Source organism: Agrobacterium sp. MCAB5, from assembly GCF_052114365.1.
GTDB lineage: Bacteria > Pseudomonadota > Alphaproteobacteria > Rhizobiales > Rhizobiaceae > Agrobacterium > Agrobacterium tumefaciens.
Map to the genome: position 1 here is coordinate 1 of NZ_JBFREP010000019.1, position 17,335 is coordinate 17,335.

Below are 17,335 nucleotides of genomic sequence, written 5' to 3' on the forward strand. Positions count from 1 at the left end.
AGACGAATATTGCGCCAAGATCGACGGGAGTAGTGATCTGCGATTGAGTTTGATCTGCTGTTATCGGCATGATTGGCCTCCAGAGAGTTTTCTAGCGACCTCACTCTGCCATGGTGCAGGCCGCTACTCACCCCTGATGGGATCTCAAGAGCTGCGGGAAGTGAGCAGCATCTGGCGTCGCCGCTCCAGTGCTCCGCCAAGTCGTTAGCCGTCATACCCAGAGAGGCGTCAGGCGGCAAAGTAGAGGTTCCTCCACCGCCCGGTCCACTGCCCAAAGGTCAGATAATACCCGCAGCGCGTGCCAATTCGACTGCATCTGGACCGGCAGGGAAGCGAAGCTGACCAGCGGTGTCCGCGACCGCGGCCCAGACCGCCTCGGCGACGTCGGTTTCCTTCGTTGTCAGTGCGGGCTTTGCGAAGGAGGCAAAGATTGGAGCTGCAAAATCGGCATAGGCTGGCGGGATCATGTCCTCGATGCGCACCGACGTGTTTTCGGTAAACCGCGTTGTGGGAGCGTAGCCTGGCTCGACCAGCTTGGTGCGAATACCAAAATAGCCGAGCTCGTGTGCCAACGATCCGGTGAATCCTTCAATCGCCTGCTTGCTGGCCTTGTAGGCAGCTGCAAGAGGCATGTCAGCCAAGGTGACGCTGGACGTCACGTTAATGATCGCGCCGGAACAGCGTTCGCGCATCTGCGGGATCACCGCTTGGGTCATGGCCATCAGGCCGAAGGTGTTGGTATCGAAGATCTTGCGAATATGCGACATGGACGTTGCTTCGAAAGCGCCGACAACGCCAATTCCGGCGTTGTTGACCAGAACGTCGATCGGGCCGGCGGTCGCAACCGCGGCTGCGATGCTGTCAACGCTCGTGACATCCAGTGGCAGGATGCGAAGCGACGTCGAGCGCGGTAGGACATCCTCACGCGGCGTACGCATCGTGGCGATGACGTTCCAACCGTTTGAGAGGAAGTGACGAGCAGTCTCCAGGCCGTAGCCAGAGGAGCAGCCCGTAATTAGAATGGTTTTCATTGGACCTCCAATTTGTTTTTAGGATGGTTCCTTCTAAATCTGAAAACCAAGACGAACCATAATCGATCGTCCCTTTTACGTTTTGTATCGTCCTAATCGCGCTGTTTGTTGGCTCTTCATTTCTCCTCTGAATTGGCGATGACCAAGGTGATCTAGGTCGCACCTGCCATCCGCGCAAATTCGCTCGGCGGACACCCGACCCTCTGACTGAACGCAGTGCTGAAGGCGCTGGCAGATTGGTAGCCCACCTTTTCGGCGACTTCCTCTAACGATCTCCGGCTATGTCGCAATGTGTCCTTGGCGATGGCCATCCGCCATCTGAGAAGGTACTCAACGGGTGCGAGGCCAACAGCCGCAGAGAATTTCCGGGCAAAGGCCGAACGCGACATTCCGGCTCGTTGTGCTAGCTCGGCGATCGTCCAGCCGCGGCGGACGTCTGAATGAATGTCGCTGATGGCCCGAGCAAGCTGGGGATCGGATAGACCACGCAACATTCCGGGGTTTGGAAGTGTCGAGGCTTCGCGCCGCAACGTTTCGATAAGCAGGACCTCCAAAAGCCGCGACAAAATGAGGTCACTTCCAGCCCGGGAGTTGGCCGCTTCATCACGTATGTAAGCGATGAGGTTGCCGAGACGGGCTCCGATTCCCTCTTCAGCGCGGACATGGACAAGCGTGGGCAGCAGCTCTGATAACAAGTCGGCATTCGTCGGATCGCAGAGTATGCACCCGCCAATAATACGCGTCGGATTTTCCGACCCAACCTGGCCGACCCTAATTTCTCCGTCGACCGTGTTGAGCGCCTTGAACTCTTCATCGGAGAGTACGATCTCTTGGTCAGGCCGGCTGAAGAATGTGTCGGCTGTGGGATTTCCCGACAGGATAAAATCGCCAGTCTCCAACGACGTCGTTTCGCCATGGCTGGCGCGAAACTGCGCCGAGCCTTCCATAATAAAATATAACATTGGACCAGATTGCGGCGGAACCTGAACTCCCCAATCTCCATATGCCACCATGCTGCCCATGAGGACTGTCTTAGGTCTTAGCAGTTGCACTACGTCGGTCAAAGCATCCATTCTGTACGATCCATAATGTAGAATACGATTTCATTATCAAATGGACTTTCTTGGTTGTCCATGGCCTAAGACAGCGGTGTTGTGAGAATGCCAGAAATCACCCACCATGGTGACGCGGTTTTCGACGGCAGTGCCAGTCCGAATAAGCCGGTACGGCGGAGGCATAGATTTCAAATGCGGGCCCGCTAGCCCTGGGCTGTCGGTCTCGGTTTCCGGCTTTGCTGTCGCTATGCTAAAACCTTCTGCGTCAACCCTTTTTACCGGTCTTGCGGGAGGCGAACGGCTTTCGCGCTGCTCGCTACAGCTGGTATGCCTATCTCCTGTTTGGGCGCTTGTAACAACCGAAATCAGGCAGATCTTGAAGCGGTTCTGGATGAAAGGTCGGCGAAGGCTGGCTGCTTCGGTATTGAAACTGCGGGGACGAGCGCAGTCAGCTCCGCAGTTGGTTCTGCTCTTCGACTATGTAAAGCTGACGCCTTGCCGCTTCCGGGACCGATCTAGCGGATCGTTTTCGCAAGCTCATCGTTTAGGCGATCGGCAGCCATCGGCACACAATAAACCGGCCTGCCGCGCTCGAACCGCCATCCCTCGGCAAGAAGGCCTGCATCCACTGCATCGAAGCCGAACTGGTCATAGAGCCTTGCGACGACCGCCTTGTCGGTAGAATTGTCGCCAGCCAGAGGGAGACCTCGACGTCCCGACGATCCAGCCGGCTGTCCATCCTTTTCAAGGTCGTCCATGATGATGGCATTGAATGCCTTGACGATCCGCGATCGCGGCAGGTGGCGCGCGAGAATTTCGCTTGTCGTCGTCTCGCCTGAGTCCAGTTCTGGAATGTGGCCGTCTCGTTCGAAGTAGTAATTGTTCGTGTCGATCACCAGTTTGCCCTCAAGTGGCTCAACTGGGATAGACCGATAGGCTGCGAGTGGAATGGCGATGACGACGAGTTCGCCAAAAGCGGCGGCCTCCTCGACCGTTCCTACTTGGCACCCAATGCTCCGGCTCAAGCTGAACAGGGTCTGAGGGCCGCGAGAATTGCTCAGCATGACAGAATGSCCCAAAGCAACAGCGAGCTTGCCGATGGCACGGCCAACCATGCCTGCCCCAATAATTCCAATTTTCATGATGTCTCTCCGATTAATTTCACAAACATGGGTTTAATTGAGTGCCACATTGAGATAAATCGCCAATGCAAGCAGACATTCCCAACTGTAAGGGGGTAATCTTGGACAAACTTTCGAGCATGGCTGTTTTTGTCAAAGCCTCCGACCTGGGCTCTTTTGCCGCCACAGCTAAGGCCATGGAAATGTCACCCCAAATGGTCGCCAAACATGTTGTGTTCCTGGAGGACCGACTTGGGACGGCGTTGCTTCACCGTACGACGCGGCGACAAAGTCTGACCGACGTGGGAAGGGTCTTCTATGACCGCTGCAAGCAGCTGCTTTCAGACGTCGAGGCGGCTGAATCCGTTGCACTTGATATGCGTTCCCAGCCAAAAGGCGTGCTGCGGGTCAATGCTCCGGTGACCTTCGGTGCCTTTAGTCTGGCGCCGTTCGTGACGCGCTATCTCGATCGCTATCCGGACATGCGAATAGACCTTACTCTCAACGACCGTTTCGTTGATCCGTTGGAGGAGGGGTTCGAGGTGATGGTAAGGATCGGCGAGGGCGAAGACCCGTCGCTGATCGCGCTTCCTCTCGCTCCCTATCGGCTGATTGCATGTGCGTCTCCGGACTATCTTATCCGGCGCGGCACCCCTCGAATTCCACTGGATCTGGAGCAGCATGATTGCCTTGCCTATGGCGACGGGCCGTCCTCGACTCCCTGCCGCTGGCAGTTCACTCGCAGCGGCAAAAGCGAGGAGGTGCGCATCAGCGGTAGAATCCGTAGCAACGACTGGAAGGCCTTGTTGCATGCCTCGATCGCAGGCTATGGCATCACGTTGGGGCCGGAAAGTGTGCTGAACGCAGAAATCACTGCCGGGCGACTCGTCCAGGTGCTGCCCGACCACGATGGTCCGTCTCGTCCAATGCACGTGATTTACCCCGTCGGGCGCCGGCCTACCGCCAAGGTACGAAGCTTCGTCGAAGCGCTGATCGATGAATTTGGGACGGACGTGCCCAAATAGGCGACGCAGGAGTTCTAACCAAGCGGAGAGAGTTCCGCGGAGGAAGCGTGAAAGACTCGCGGCGATCGAAGCCGATCAGCGCCGCATCGACGAGATCTCGGAAGGCCAGTGCGTTACAGGCTCACCGGATTTCGACACGATCGATGATCCATCGGGCTCACGCGACAGAATGATCAGCGCATCATTCGGAAGCGGACGGAAAAGATGTTTTACCTCGTCCCACGGCGCCCGCATCCAGATGTCCGTGTCCTCTTTCTTCAGCAACAGAACCGGCATGGCTTTCTCATGGATCGGTTTCACGAGATCGTTGGGATCTGTGGTCAGAAAACCATAGAGATCGTCGGTCGTGAGGCCGTCCCTGACCTTCCGCACACTTTGCCATTGCGGCACATGGATTCCCGCAAAAAACATCAGCGATTTCTCGTCATCGTGGGCAAACCAGGCATTGGGCACATTGCCGCCTTCCTGTTTGCTGGCCGGATCCGGCTCGGCAAAACTGGTGACAGGGACGAGGCAACGCTGCTCCATAGACGCCTTTGAGTTAAAGAAGGTCGGCGCGATTGACACCTGCCGCCATAACCTTCACCTGAAGGTCGTTGGGACGCACTTCAGGCATGGGTGCTTCGGCACGCCGTAGAACATCCGAGCTTCCGGATCCATCAAAGACGATCGCTTTCATCGCATGTTCCTCCCTTACTTCGAAAGCGCGCGCCGGGCGATGCTGGCAGCGAACAGTGGCGTTTCGCGGCTGTTGTGGTCACCACCTGCGGCCTGACGGGCGGCTGCAGCATCTTCGTAAGCGACCCCATGGTCTTCGATGAACTTCATGAACGCATCGGTTGGATGCGCTGTGACCTTGTTGGTGTAGCGCGTCCTGCCGTCATCGATTTTCTCAGCGATCAGTTCCCAGACGACATTGACCTGAGTTCTGCCACTGGCGGTGAAGACATCCGAGATCGAGTTCATACGGCAATAGGTTGGTTCGGCGGCTTCGGCCACATAGTGCTGTACCACTAGGCCTGAGCCGATCTGCTCGACATTGATCGACATCCGACGGCCGTCGTCAGTCCAGGTGACGCCTGCGGCAATATGGTCAGGCGGGCAACAGCGAAGATATTCCGCTTCGGGTAGGTTGAAGAGCCAATCGGCAATGTCGATCTTTTCGAGCGGAATGTCGATCTCTGCGGAATAGGCGGATTGTGAGAGAATTGTATCAAGGATCTTGACCATAGGTGTGTTCCTTCTGTTTGGTGAGCAAAATTGCCCGTTGACGAGAAGGAATGTGCTCCTGATGACCTTGGATGATAACCAACTGAATGGTCGGAACGGTTTTGCGTCGTAGGCAAAGATGAGGGATCCACGCTTCGCTGAACATCTGGCGGTATACGTTGACGTCGTCCGCGCCGGCAGCTTTTCAGCCGCGTCCAGGCGTCGGGCTGTCACTCCCTCGGCTGTTGTGCGGCAGATCGATGCGCTCGAGCAGGATCTGGGGGTGCCTCTCCTTGTCCGCTCAACACGGGCACTGTCATTAACGGACGCGGGCCGTCACCTCTTCGAGCGTGCGCAGCGCCTGCTCGACGATCTGGCCGATACGCATGCCGAGGTGACGGCATTCGATAGTGAGGTCAGTGGCACTTTGCGTATCGCCTGCTTCCCGACCTTCGGAAAGCGGTATGTCATTCCTGTCTTGGCATCGCTTGCATGGCAATATCCAGGCTTGCATGTTGAGCTGGACTTGACCGAACGACTGGCCGACCCGGTCGCGGAGCGACTTGATCTGGTGGTGAGAATGGGGGAACTGCCCGACAGCACGTTGATCGCAACCAAACTGGCACCCCTCGATCGGATACTCGTGGCAAGCCCGGCCTATGTTGAGCATCACGGCGTGCCGGAAAGCGAAGACGAGCTTCGCAATCATCGCCTTCTCGACAAGCTCCATGGCAACGATCTTCTTGAGTGGTCTAGCATTCTTGGCGCGCCGACCGGGGAAGCGTGTGAGCGCGTTGTATTCCGGTCCGATGATTTTGAAGCGCTGAACGGGGCTGCACTAGCGGGGATGGGTGTGGCGTTCCTGCCGAGCTGGGTATCGGGACCTTCGGTGAAGGTGGGTGATCTTGTACGCCTACCGTTATCGGGCGAAAGATGGAATGAAGCGGCCACCGGAATTTATCTTCTACGCGCGCTTCAGGTACCATCTGCCAAGGTCAAGGCATTCACACTAGCGCTGAAAGATCACATTGGGACGCCACCGCGCTGGAGCTGAGAGGCGTACAGGCGAGAAACGCTAATTCGCAGAGGTTTTTAGCCGACGCCGCGACCAATAACGGCAAGTCGTTGCGTGCAAATCTGCTCAAGGCGATGGGAGGCCCGAAAGCGGCCTCCCATCGGAAGAAGTTTAACCAGACGAGCGTCGTCATTAGTCACCGGCGAAGTCGGTCGAGACCGAGACGGCGCGCCATTCGGAAAGGATGGCGTTGTCCTGTGCATGCTTCTTTTCGATCGCTGCGACGGTATCACTACCGAGCGGGAGGCGGACCGGCGGATTGGGGGCGTCAGCGAAGGCGATCAGGACCTCTGCCAGCTTTTGGGGGTCGCCGGGTTGGTTATGGCTGAGACTGGCTGCTATCGTGCGCACCTTGCCGACAGTTTCTGCGTAATCGCCGATGATATTGCCGCTGACCGACAAGGACGAGCTGTCGAGGAAGTCGGTCCGGAAATAACCCGGCTCGATGACGGTGACATGGATGCCAAGCGGCGCCAGTTCGTCATGCAGGGCTTCGCTCAGCCCCTCGACGGCGAATTTGGTCGAGGAGTAAACCCCGAAACCTGCTGCGCCGCGATAGCCGCCGATCGACGAGATATTCAGGATGCGGCCGGAACGGGCCCGGCGCATGAAGGGCAGGACGGCGCGGGTTACATTGAGGAGACCGAAGACATTGGTGCGGTAGACAGCCTCGACCTCAGCCACGGTTGCTTCTTCGACGGCACCCATCAATCCGAACCCAGCATTGTTGAGCAGGATATCGATGCGGCCGAAGCGCTCGATCCCGGCTTTCACCGCTGTGGTTGCCTGTYTGTCGTCGGTCACATCGAGGACGACCGGAAGCAGGTTGGGATGCTCGCCGAACCGATCGGTGATCGCYTTSGGATTRCGGGCGGTRGCGACGACGGCGTCKCCCTGGGCAAGAGCGCGTGTGGTCACGAGGGCTCCGAAGCCGCGCGAGGCGCCGGTGATGAACCAGATTTTCATGAGGATGTTCCTTGATATTGAATTGATGGGGAAAGTGCCGCGCCACCCCTCAGGGACGCGGCGATGTCATGGTGCAGAATGTCARTTCCATGTCGCGGGCCAGCAGSTCCGGAAAGCGCGCCATGACGGCTTTGGTGTAGGGCTGCTCAAAATGCGCATCGAGATCAGCGCGCGATCGCCAGTTCTCATAGAGAATCCAGACGCTGGGATCATGGTTGTMGCGGTGCAGGTGATAGTCGATCGATCCCCCCTCGGCGCGGGTCGGTAAGACCAGAGCCTGCAACGCTTCGCCAAGCGTCGCGGCACAGTCCGGCTTGGCCGTCAGCCTGGCAATCAAAGTCAATGTTTCGGTCATGTCAGTCTCCCTTGAAGGCGTCTGCGGGGTAAACGGCTTCCCACCCTGCGGTCRGGTCCGTCGCCAGCGTCCAGATTGTGTCGGCTGCCTCTCTCGCCTCTGTCGATCCGGGGCCGACGAGTGTGGCGATTGTCGCCACCGCGATGCGGATGCCGCGTTCGGCGAGAGGGCCGGCCAGACCTTCGACGACATTTCTAAGGGCCGCCTTGCCCAGGCCGAGACTGGCATAGCCGGCTTGGGGGGAAACAGCGAGGCCGCCACCTGTGACTAGGATCGTACCGCCGCGGGCACCGAACAACTCAACGGATGCCCGGATCGTGTGAAGGCCGGCAGCGACATTGGTGGCGAGGTCGTCCGTGACCTCATCGTCGCGCATGCTGAACAGATCCTGTTCACGCACGAACGCGGCATTGAAAAGGACCGCCGTCAGCCCGCCGGATATGCGGTCGCCCTCAGCGACCGCCTTGCGCAGTGCGATCGGGTCGGTCGCATCAGCTTGCAAAGTCGAGACGTGGAGACCTTGCCCGGAAAGGGTTCTGGAAAGACCGGTGAGACGATCGGCATTGCGAGCGGTGAGCACGACATGCCAGCCTTCCCGCCCGAATTTCTCCGCAACGGCCTGCCCGATGCCGGGGCCGGCGCCGATAATCATGATGGAGTTCGTCATGGAATATTCTCCTGATGTGCTGGCCATCGCGATGCCGTGACGGCCAGCCGGGTGAGAAAGGGTCACGGCAGGACTTCCGCCAGCTCGATCAGATTGCCGAAGGGATCGCAGAAGAAGGCGAGGCGGCGGCTGATTGYCAAAAGCTCGAACGGCTCGGTCACGATGGTGACGCCGCGCGCCCGCAATTCCTCGACAGTGGCGTCGACGCTTGCGACATTCAGGCAGAAATGGTGGTAGCCGGCATATTTGAGGCTATCGCCGAGATCGGTATAAGGGCGGACCTCCGCCGGCGCCGGATCGCCGCCACCCAGGATTTCCACATAGAAATGGTCGTCAGTCGCGGGTGCGAGATAGGCCAATTGTTCGTCGGCGTAGTCCCATTCGGCAACGACACGGAAGTCGAGTTTCTCGACATACCAGCGCTTTGCGGTTTCGAGGTCCGGCGTGCGGACGGCAACGTGATGACCGCGCATGTAGGCAAAGGGTGATGCAGTGTTGTGGGCGGGAGGAATGAAGTCGGCCATTGTCCTATCTCCTGTGTGGTCCGGCACAAGCGCCGGTTTGCGAGGAGAAATCTGGACCTTTTCAACGATCAGGATTAGAGAGATAATCTTCCTCTCAATGATGAGTGAGATTTGACAATGCGCAGTACGGATCTCTCTGAACTCGCGGCCTTCGATGCGGTCGCCCGTCACCGCAACTTTCGCCGTGCCGGTGAAGAGCGCGGGGTGACGGCCTCGGCGATCAGCCATGCGGTGGGTAATCTCGAGGCACGCGTCGGCATTCGTCTGCTCAATCGAACGACCCGCAGCGTGTCGCTGACTGATGCCGGGGCAATGTTGCTTGCGCAACTGTCGCCCGCCTTCGGCGAGATCGGCTCGGCGCTCGATTCCCTCAACCAGTTTCGCGATACGCCTTTTGGCAAGGTTCGCATCAATGCGCCCAATTCGGTCGCTCCGTTCGTATTCCGGTCAGTCATCGGTCCTCTGATTGCAGAAAATCCCGGGCTTCAGCTGGAAATCGTCGCTACCGACCGGCTTGTCGACATTGTGGAGGAGGGGTTCGATGCCGGCATCCGTCTTGGAGAAAGTCTGCGCGATGGCATGACKGCTGTGAAGATCAARCCGCGGCTTCGGTTTGCCGTCGTGGGCTCAACAAGCTATTTCGAACGTTATCCGCTTCCTAAAACCCCGGATGATCTGCGTGGCCATGTCTGCATCCGCAATATTTATCCAAGCGGCAAACCCTACCCTTGGGAGTTCAGCCGCGCTGGCAAGATCATCGAATTCGAGCCGACCGGATCTCTGTCGCTCGATGACCATGAACTGATGGTCGAGGCGGCACTTTCGGGCGTGGGGCTGGCTTACGTCTGGGAAGAGCGCGCGCGTTCCTATGTCCAGAGCGGCAGCCTGGTCGAATGCCTGGCATCCTGGAGTGCGCCCGAGGACTGGCTCTATCTCTATTACCCGACGCGGAAATACCTGTCGGCCGGCCTGCGCGCTGTCATCGATGTGCTGCGTGTGTGAAGGGACTGGCGCACCGACGGTTCGATTCCTGTCAAGAGCTTCACCGCTAAGTCGGTTTACTGAACCCAAACTCGTTTGATTGCGTCAAATGCAGCGACGATAGAAGGATCGCTCATACGCGCTTCCAGGCAGAGGAAACTTAAGGTCGTCGAGAGCTTCACATTATCAGCGATCACCAGTCCGTGGGACTGCTGTTCATAAAGGGCAATCGATTCCCGGCAAAGGCTCAGCCCTATCCCTGTGCGTGTCATGGCAATCATTGACGCTTCCTGATCCACCTGGGCGACAATCTGTTGGCGAACGCCAAGATTGGTGAACAGCCGTGCCAGCATCCGGTTATGAACCGATGCGGGTGGCGTGCCGATCCAGGGGAGGGAGGCAAGCTGTAACCAGTTGGCCCCTCGAACAAAGCTGGCGAGCGATGGCGGAGCGACAACGCAATAGGTCAATTGCGCAAGTGCGCGAGAGTGGAAAAGCGACGCGGTACTCCCTCCAGTAACATCGGTCGGCGGGTCATAGTCCCTTGGATCACCAAGATAAAAACCGGCGTCGAGTTCGTTTCGCTTCAGCCTCTCCGGCACATCGCCGCTCATGCCATGACGCAGCGTTGTCTCGATACCTGGCCCGTTTTCGATAAGTGCTTTCAGAAACGCCCCTAATCGTGTGAACTCCGGATCGATGATCGTACCGATCCGCAATTTTCCCCGGACGCCGGTCGATAAACGTCCGGCTGTCTGGCCGAAGTCCGTCAGCGCCGCCAGCACTTGCTCGGCCTTTGCCGCCAACAGTGCACCTTCCTGTGTCAACTCCAAACCTGTCGAGGTCCGCCGGAACAGGGTTAGCCCGGTGTCAGCGGCCAAGCGTTTCAACTGAAGCGTCACCGCAGGCTGCGTAACGTGCAGGTGCTCGGCGGCGCGGGTGACGTTCCCTTCTCGCCCCACGGTAACAAACGCTCGCAATGTTCTCAGATCGATACCTTCCAGCATATTAATTTCACTTATAATGCTTGGTTGAATTTGTCATTGGATTTCACGATCGAATGTTGGCTATGCCTGCATATAAAGCAGGGAGGAAGCATGGCATGCCAATGCAAAGTGTCCAGTCTTATAATTGTGTGGTGTTCCATCGCGATTGGAGGGTAACCCAATGAGGAATGGTGGTTCCGGCAATTTCCACGACGTTTTTGACTACATTATTGTTGGTGGTGGCTCCGCAGGCTGCCTGCTTGCCAATCGCCTCAGTCGTGACCCGTCAAAACATGTTCTGTTGCTGGAAGCCGGCCGCAAGGACGACTACCCATGGATACATATCCCGGTCGGGTATCTTTATTGTATCGGCAACCCSCGCACAGACTGGCTKTACAAAACCGARCCGGACGCCGGACTGAACGGTCGTTCGCTACGCTATCCTCGCGGTAAGACGCTTGGTGGCTGCTCGTCGATCAACGGCATGATCTATATGCGTGGTCAGGCACGCGATTTTGACGGGTGGGCAACGRCAACCGGCGACGATGCCTGGTCYTGGCAAAATTGCCTGCCCGATTTCAAGGCGCACGAGGACCACTACCGGCTGGACCATGGCGCAGACCCGAAGACTGGTGGCAACAGCAGATTTTCCGACATGCATGGCCATGGCGGCGAATGGCGCATCGAGAAGCAGCGGCTGAAATGGGATATCCTCGAATCCTTTGCAGAAGCCGCGGTGGAAGCGGGCATTCCGCGTTCGGACGATTTCAACAGTGGCGACAATGAAGGCGTCGGCTATTTCGAGGTGAACCAGCGCTCGGGCTGGCGCTGGAACACGTCCAAGGCTTTCCTGCGCCCAGCGAAAAACCGCGCAAACCTGACGATCTGGACGCAATCTCATGTCGAGCGTTTGATCCTTGCGAACGAGGCATCTGGTCGCAAGCGGTGCATCGGTGTTATTGTTGAGCGTCAAGGGCAGCGCACGGAGGTTGGGGCGCGGGGAGAAGTCATTCTGTCGGCCGGCGCCATCGGCTCACCACAAATCCTGCAATTATCTGGCATCGGTCCAGCGGGATTGCTGAAGCGCTTCGGTATTGAGGTCAAACACGACCTGCCAGGTGTCGGAGAAAATCTTCAGGACCATCTGCAGATCCGTGCCGTCTTCAAGGTCGGTAATACGAAAACGCTGAATACGCTCGCCAACAGCGTCTTTGGTAAAGCGATGATAGGGCTCGAATATGCGTTGAAACGCAGTGGTCCGATGAGCATGTCGCCCTCGCAGCTGGGCGCCTTCACCCGTTCGGACGAACGCCAGGCCCACGCCAATCTGGAGTATCACGTCCAGCCSCTCAGCCTCGACGCCTTCGGCGAACCGTTGCACACTGTCCCCGCTTTCACAGCCAGCGTTTGCAACCTCAATCCATCGAGCGTGGGCAGCGTTCGTATTCGCTCCAATAAGGCGTCGGACGCGCCCGCGATTGCGCCGAACTATCTCAGCACGGACGAAGACCGCAGGATTGCTGCCGAAAGTCTGCGGCAAGTGCGCAAAATCGTGTCGCAGCCAGCATTGGCGAAATATAGGCCGGAGGAGTGGAAACCGGGCCCGCAGTTCCAAAGCGATGAGGAGCTGGCGCGGCTTGCGGGCGATATTGCCAATACCATCTTYCATCCGGTYGGTACGACGAAGATGGGCGGGGATGACGATCCTATGGCGGTTGTCGATAGTCGCCTCAAGGTTCGAGGAATCGCGGGACTGCGGGTCGTYGATGCGGGCATCATGCCGAAGATCACCAGTGGTAACACCAATGCGCCGACGCTGATGATCGCCGAAAAGGCAGCCGGCTGGATTGTTGCTGACGCACACGCATAGAAAACTATTGGGGGAGGTTACAGGATGACATCAATAGCACGTTCAACGCTTCCGCTTTCCGGCGTTCGAGTCGTTGATTTTGGGCAGTATATTGCTGGCCCGGCCGTGGCCATGATCCTTGGCGATCTCGGCGCGACCGTCGTGCATATCGATCCCCCCAGCGGGCCGCTCTGGGACAATCCCGCCAACGCCATCCTCAACCGCAACAAGCTGATCGTCGCACTCAACCTCAAAACGGAGAAGGGTTTGCTTGAGGCGAAAGCGCTGGTGGCCGAGGCTGATATTGTGATCGAGAACTTCCGCCCTGGTGTGCTTGCCCGGCTCGGGATCGATTTTTCGGCTTTGCGTAAATCGCGGCCTGAGCTGATCACCCTGTCTATCCCAGGTTTCGCCTCCGACGATGAACTCCGCCGGGACTGGCGAGCCTTCGAGACAGTGATCGCAGCCTCGTCGGGCGTCTTTACGGATATGGGCTTAAACCGCGTTCTTATGGGTATCAACCCGTCTTTCTCGCCGCTTCCACTCTCTTCCGCATATGGTACGATGCTTGCGGCCTCCGCGACGGTGTTGGCGCTTCAGGCGCGTGAGCGCACCGGCCACGGCGATCATATTGAGGTGCCGCTGGCAAGCGCTGTGATGGAGGGCCTGTCCTACAATTCCATTCTGATTGACGACTATCCGTTGCGTTATAAAACCCAGCGCGAGCGGGAAATCGAGCGTCGGCGCGGYGAGGACCTGCAAATGGACATGTCTTTTGACGACCTCCAGGAGTTTCTCGATCCCTTCTATCGCAGCTATAGGTGCGCCGACGGGCGGATGTTCTACGTCGTCTGCCCCAGCCACAAGAACCATGCCAAACGCTGCCTGCAAGCGCTTGGCATTTACGACGAGCTCGTTGCTGAAGGACTGCGCGAGGAGGAAGACACCTATCTTCCAKTTTCGCAGTGGTCTTCGGACGTTTCGCTCGGTGTCTATCCGCTCCCAAAATTCTGGGCTGACAAAATCGCGGCTCGCATGAAGGATGTTTTCCTGACCAAAACGGCTTTTGAATGGGAACGTGTCTTCGGAGAAGGGCTGTTTCCGGGTGCGCCGCAACGCTGGCTGAAGGAATGGATCGCCGACGATCATGCCAAGGCTGCCGGCCTCATGATCGAAGTGGACGATCCGATCTTCGGCCGCATGACCCAGCCGGGGCCTATGGCCTGGCTGCAGGAGAGCGCCGAACCTATGTTAACGCCAAGCCCGAGACGTTGGGGAACGGCCAAGGAGGCGCTAGCACTGCTCGCCGGCATGGAGCACCCTTCCTTGCCGGTTGTAGCGAATGAGGCCCCCGGCGGCTGGCTGGACGGCGTCAAGGTTCTCGATCTGTGCAATGTGATCGCCGGTCCGCATTCGGTCGCCTATCTTGCCCGCTTCGGTGCGGAGGTCATCAAGATCGATCCGGCCAAGCCGCTCTATGACTGCTGGAACACCGTGATCTTCGGCATGTCCCACATGCGCGGGAAACAGTCCGTGCTGCTGGACATTGGTTCGCCCGATGGCCGCATCGTGTTCGAAGAACTGGTGCGCTCAGTCGATGTCGTTGTCTGGAACGCCACCGACCGTCAGGTCAAGGCGATGGGGCTCGATGCCGAAAGCCTGAAAGCGCTCAACCCCCAAGCGATCTTCTGCCAGCTCGATTGCTTCGGCGGCGTGCGCACCGGTCCGCGTACCGACTATCTCGGCTATGACGACCTCGTGCAGTCGGCAACCGGCATCATGTTGCGTTTCGGCGGCTCCATGGACACGCCGGAGGAACACGCCCATGTCGGTACCATTGACGTCATGTGCGGTTTCGGCGCTGCGCTCGGCATTGCAGCGGCTTCGTATCAGAAATCCAGAACCGGGGTCATCGGCCGTCCGCGGACCTCGCTGTCAGCGCTTACCGGTCTCGCCCAGATACCCTTCTGCTATGACTATACCAACCGAGGTCCCTTCGATGAGCCTTCCGGTCGCGAGACCAAGGGATATAACGCCCTGTCGCAGCTCTACGAAACGGCGTCGGGGGATCATATTCTCCTCTGTGCTTCGGAAGTTGATTTGCCACGCTTCGGCAGGGCGGAGGGGCTTGAGGCAATTGTCGAGATGGCCGCATCCGATCGCGAGGCCTGTCTGGCGAAAGCCTTCATGACGGCACCTGCTGAAACCTGGCAACAGCGCCTGCAGAAAGCCGATATCGGCGTATCTCTCTGCGAGAACATCGAGGAGATCCGCAGCCGCAGCGCCCGCATTGCCGACGGCACGCCGGGGATCGACCGGGGCAGTTATTCATTCTCGGTTTTTCCAGACCATCCGAGCGGGCACACCGTCACTCAGCTCGACCCCTTCGCCATCCGTCCGGCAGTCGGCAAGGTGACGGCTATAACGCCAGCGGAGAAGTACGGCGCCTCCACGCGCGCCGTTCTCCGCGACCTGAACTACACCGATAACGAGATCGATCGGTTGATTGCATCCGGCACGATCAGCGAGAGTTGGAGCGCAGAGTATCTGCCGAGTTAGCAGGACACGGCAGCTTCGTGTTCTGAGGAGGATACCGAAGCCGCTCACGGCCCGTCCAAGTGCGCGATGGCATTAACGGGTTAGATATTCAACCTCGCACCTTGGGAGGAAGTGCCATGAAAGAACTTTTTGCCTCGACATTCCTTATATAAGCACTTTCGAGGCTGCCGGGGTGAAAGTGATCAATCCCTAGTGCAGATAACCACAATCKTCATCWGGGTGCCGTATGATCATAMCGCACYGTGATCTGCTTATCGTAGTGTGACCCGACATAGCTTCGCTCATCCTTGTCCACGGGGCTAGTGAGATTGAAACACCAATAGTCGCGTTATTTGACCGTCACAGTCACGAACTACGCTTCCAAACGGAAGTCCGCCGCAAGTTAGGCACCCAACGTCCGCCGCATCAGCTCCGTGAACAACGTCCGGTAGCTGATGTCAGTCTCTCTCGGCCTTTTAACCTGGCTGCARTCCAACAAGAGTTCAGCTGTCGTTGGRTCGYAAACATTGAGGCGGAAGGAACTGATATGGAAGGCCGGAAAATGAAGGGAAAGCCCCCAAACCTGGATGTGGATTCCTCAAATGCTCCAGTCTCCAGATGGAAACACCGGCGCAACGGGAACCCTCATCCATTACGTCAACGTCACCCCGTTGCCTTCACCGAATGACCGGCCGCCCGCAATAGCGCCATCAGCACCGGCCCCAGCGAAAACTCACCTCGCTTGGCCCGATTGGTTAGGTCTCTGAGATACCCGCCGGCCGAATTGATGTGACCGCCCCGCTCGAGAATGCAGGCGATCGTCACTGCCGCGTTCTCCGGACCCATCACCTCACAGGCCTCTTGATATGCGGACGGGCTCACCCCGAGCATCGATCTGACCACCACGGCGGCCGTCATGAGTTCTCGCCAGTTTCTGATCTGGCCTTCAGGACCGTAGTTTAAAATCTCGGGGCAGGCGCGCAAGACGAGACCAATCGGAAAAGCCTTAATCGGCACATGTTCGGCCTGCTTATTCGGGCTCGGCTTCGCCTCCTGCTCTTTTTCAGAGCTAGGTTCAAGTTCATTAAGGAGGTTTGTATTTGAATTCTGTATGTGACGCTCATTTTGAGCATCATTGGTGGTCATTTCTGAAGAAAAATCATCGGAATTCAACTGGTTGATGATGTTCTGCCGCAAATTATCCATCTCGATGCCCAAATCTCTCAGTTCGTCGAGCGTCGGGTTTCGAGGAATTCGCCTGACAGCGGCCAGATATTGTTCTTCCAGYTCGTCCCAATCGCCTGCAGCTCCCTCTTCGACGGCCGCCGTAATCAGCTTGCGGATATCCCGCCGGCAGATCGTTAGGTTCTCCTTTGCCCTGCGGAACGCGATCCGATCGGCAGCCACCTGCTGGGCAAGGCATGCCAGTTCCTCGGCGCGCATCAGAAGCGGCGATATGTCAAAACCGAAGGCATGCTCGATCGAGCCTTCACCATCCTTTCGGGCGTAGCGTTTGCCGTTTGCACTATCCTTGCGGATGATCAGCCCTGCATCGACAAGCAGGGCAAGATGACGCCGCAGGGTAGCGCCCGCAATGCCATGCGCACGAATTGACAGCTGRATGTTCGACGGGAAAACGATRAGCTGTGCGTCCTGGCGCAGCTCATTTTCAGGATAGAAACTCAGAAGCGCATCGAGCACTGCAAGGCTGCGATCCTGCAGACCAAGCACCTCTCGCGCCTCCGATGYGTCGCGGAARACTTTCCATTTGTCTGCCGACTTGCCTTCCTTGATCCTGGTCGTGGCAATCTGCTGCTTCACAAGCGCAAGCGTTACCGAMCGCCGCCCAAACGGCGTCGTCACTTGTCCACCTTCCATGTCCCTCGCCTCTTCAAAAAGGCAAAAGATTTACGCTCACCAAAACGGTGCCAAAGACTCTTGACTAGGATTCAT

16 protein-coding genes and 1 pseudogene are annotated in these 17,335 nt (G+C 57.9%); 5 read left to right on the forward strand and 12 right to left on the reverse strand.

All coding sequences use genetic code 11. The features are described from left to right. Positions 1–278: 278 nt before the first annotated feature. The 3 genes from AB4Z23_RS26030 to AB4Z23_RS26040 form a co-directional block, all read right to left on the reverse strand. A complete protein-coding gene (locus tag AB4Z23_RS26030; RefSeq protein ID WP_333711654.1) occupies positions 279–1,031 on the reverse strand; it encodes an SDR family oxidoreductase in 753 nt (250 codons plus the stop codon). 152 nt (positions 1,032–1,183) lie between these two features. Then, a complete protein-coding gene (locus AB4Z23_RS26035) occupies positions 1,184–2,104 on the reverse strand; it encodes an AraC family transcriptional regulator (RefSeq protein WP_333711653.1) in 921 nt (306 codons plus the stop codon). Between the two features lie 497 nt (positions 2,105–2,601). After that, complete coding sequence (locus AB4Z23_RS26040) at positions 2,602–3,228, reverse strand: NADPH-dependent F420 reductase (protein WP_060641987.1); 627 nt, start codon at positions 3,226–3,228, stop codon at positions 2,602–2,604. Positions 3,229–3,329: 101 nt separating this feature from the next. Between AB4Z23_RS26040 and AB4Z23_RS26045 the strand changes: the two genes are divergently transcribed. Next, a complete protein-coding gene (locus tag AB4Z23_RS26045; protein WP_333711652.1) occupies positions 3,330–4,232 on the forward strand; it encodes a LysR family transcriptional regulator in 903 nt (300 codons plus the stop codon). 75 nt (positions 4,233–4,307) lie between these two features. On the opposite strand, the pseudogene AB4Z23_RS26050 reads toward AB4Z23_RS26045, so the two are convergent. From AB4Z23_RS26050 to AB4Z23_RS26060, 3 genes and pseudogenes are all read right to left on the reverse strand, one after another. Then, a pseudogene (locus tag AB4Z23_RS26050) lies at positions 4,308–4,760 on the reverse strand (SOS response-associated peptidase family protein); the annotation flags it as partial. Positions 4,761–4,773: 13 nt separating this feature from the next. Next, on the reverse strand, positions 4,774–4,911 hold the full coding sequence (locus AB4Z23_RS26055) for a hypothetical protein (RefSeq protein ID WP_333711651.1): 138 nt from the start codon (positions 4,909–4,911) through the stop codon (positions 4,774–4,776). Positions 4,912–4,925: 14 nt separating this feature from the next. Continuing rightward, positions 4,926–5,462, reverse strand: a complete 537-nt coding sequence (locus tag AB4Z23_RS26060) for a hypothetical protein (protein ID WP_025591791.1) — start codon at positions 5,460–5,462, stop codon at positions 4,926–4,928. 118 nt (positions 5,463–5,580) lie between these two features. Between AB4Z23_RS26060 and AB4Z23_RS26065 the strand changes: the two genes are divergently transcribed. Beyond that, positions 5,581–6,495 (forward strand): LysR family transcriptional regulator, encoded by a 915-nt coding sequence (locus AB4Z23_RS26065; RefSeq protein ID WP_060641984.1) that lies wholly within the window; start codon positions 5,581–5,583, stop codon positions 6,493–6,495. A 153-nt stretch (positions 6,496–6,648) separates the two neighbouring features. On the opposite strand, the gene AB4Z23_RS26070 is transcribed toward AB4Z23_RS26065, so the two are convergent. The 4 genes from AB4Z23_RS26070 to AB4Z23_RS26085 are packed head-to-tail and all read right to left on the reverse strand — an operon-like array spanning position 6,649 to position 9,028. Then, complete coding sequence (locus AB4Z23_RS26070) at positions 6,649–7,482, reverse strand: oxidoreductase (protein WP_441361038.1); 834 nt, start codon at positions 7,480–7,482, stop codon at positions 6,649–6,651. 49 nt (positions 7,483–7,531) lie between these two features. Beyond that, a complete protein-coding gene (locus tag AB4Z23_RS26075; RefSeq protein WP_441361039.1) occupies positions 7,532–7,837 on the reverse strand; it encodes a putative quinol monooxygenase in 306 nt (101 codons plus the stop codon). 1 nt (position 7,838) lies between these two features. After that, positions 7,839–8,570: an SDR family NAD(P)-dependent oxidoreductase gene (locus tag AB4Z23_RS26080; protein ID WP_441361040.1), complete on the reverse strand. Its 732-nt coding sequence runs from the start codon at positions 8,568–8,570 to the stop codon at positions 7,839–7,841. Next, positions 8,567–9,028, reverse strand: coding sequence for a VOC family protein (locus AB4Z23_RS26085; RefSeq protein ID WP_441361041.1), 462 nt, complete (start codon positions 9,026–9,028; stop codon positions 8,567–8,569). Before AB4Z23_RS26085 ends, AB4Z23_RS26080 begins: the two co-directional genes overlap by 4 nt. Positions 9,029–9,145: 117 nt before the next feature. Between AB4Z23_RS26085 and AB4Z23_RS26090 the strand changes: the two genes are divergently transcribed. Further along, positions 9,146–10,030, forward strand: a complete 885-nt coding sequence (locus AB4Z23_RS26090) for a LysR family transcriptional regulator (RefSeq protein ID WP_333711647.1) — start codon at positions 9,146–9,148, stop codon at positions 10,028–10,030. Between the two features lie 56 nt (positions 10,031–10,086). Here the strand turns inward: AB4Z23_RS26090 and AB4Z23_RS26095 are convergent, their stop codons facing one another. After that, complete coding sequence (locus AB4Z23_RS26095; protein WP_060641930.1) at positions 10,087–11,016, reverse strand: LysR family transcriptional regulator; 930 nt, start codon at positions 11,014–11,016, stop codon at positions 10,087–10,089. Between the two features lie 160 nt (positions 11,017–11,176). Here AB4Z23_RS26095 and AB4Z23_RS26100 point away from each other — a divergent pair, with 160 nt between their 5' ends. Next, positions 11,177–12,865 carry a GMC family oxidoreductase gene (locus AB4Z23_RS26100; protein WP_441361042.1) on the forward strand — a complete coding sequence of 563 codons (1,689 nt, stop codon included), beginning with the start codon at positions 11,177–11,179 and terminating at the stop codon, positions 12,863–12,865. 24 nt (positions 12,866–12,889) lie between these two features. Further along, the gene (locus AB4Z23_RS26105) at positions 12,890–15,403 is read left to right on the forward strand and encodes a CoA transferase (protein ID WP_441361043.1); all 2,514 of its coding nucleotides are present in this window, start codon (positions 12,890–12,892) and stop codon (positions 15,401–15,403) included. Positions 15,404–16,045: 642 nt separating this feature from the next. Here AB4Z23_RS26105 and repC read toward each other — a convergent pair. Further along, positions 16,046–17,260 (reverse strand): plasmid replication protein RepC, encoded by a 1,215-nt coding sequence (gene repC / locus AB4Z23_RS26110; protein ID WP_441361044.1) that lies wholly within the window; start codon positions 17,258–17,260, stop codon positions 16,046–16,048. Between the last annotated feature and the right edge of the window lie 75 nt (positions 17,261–17,335).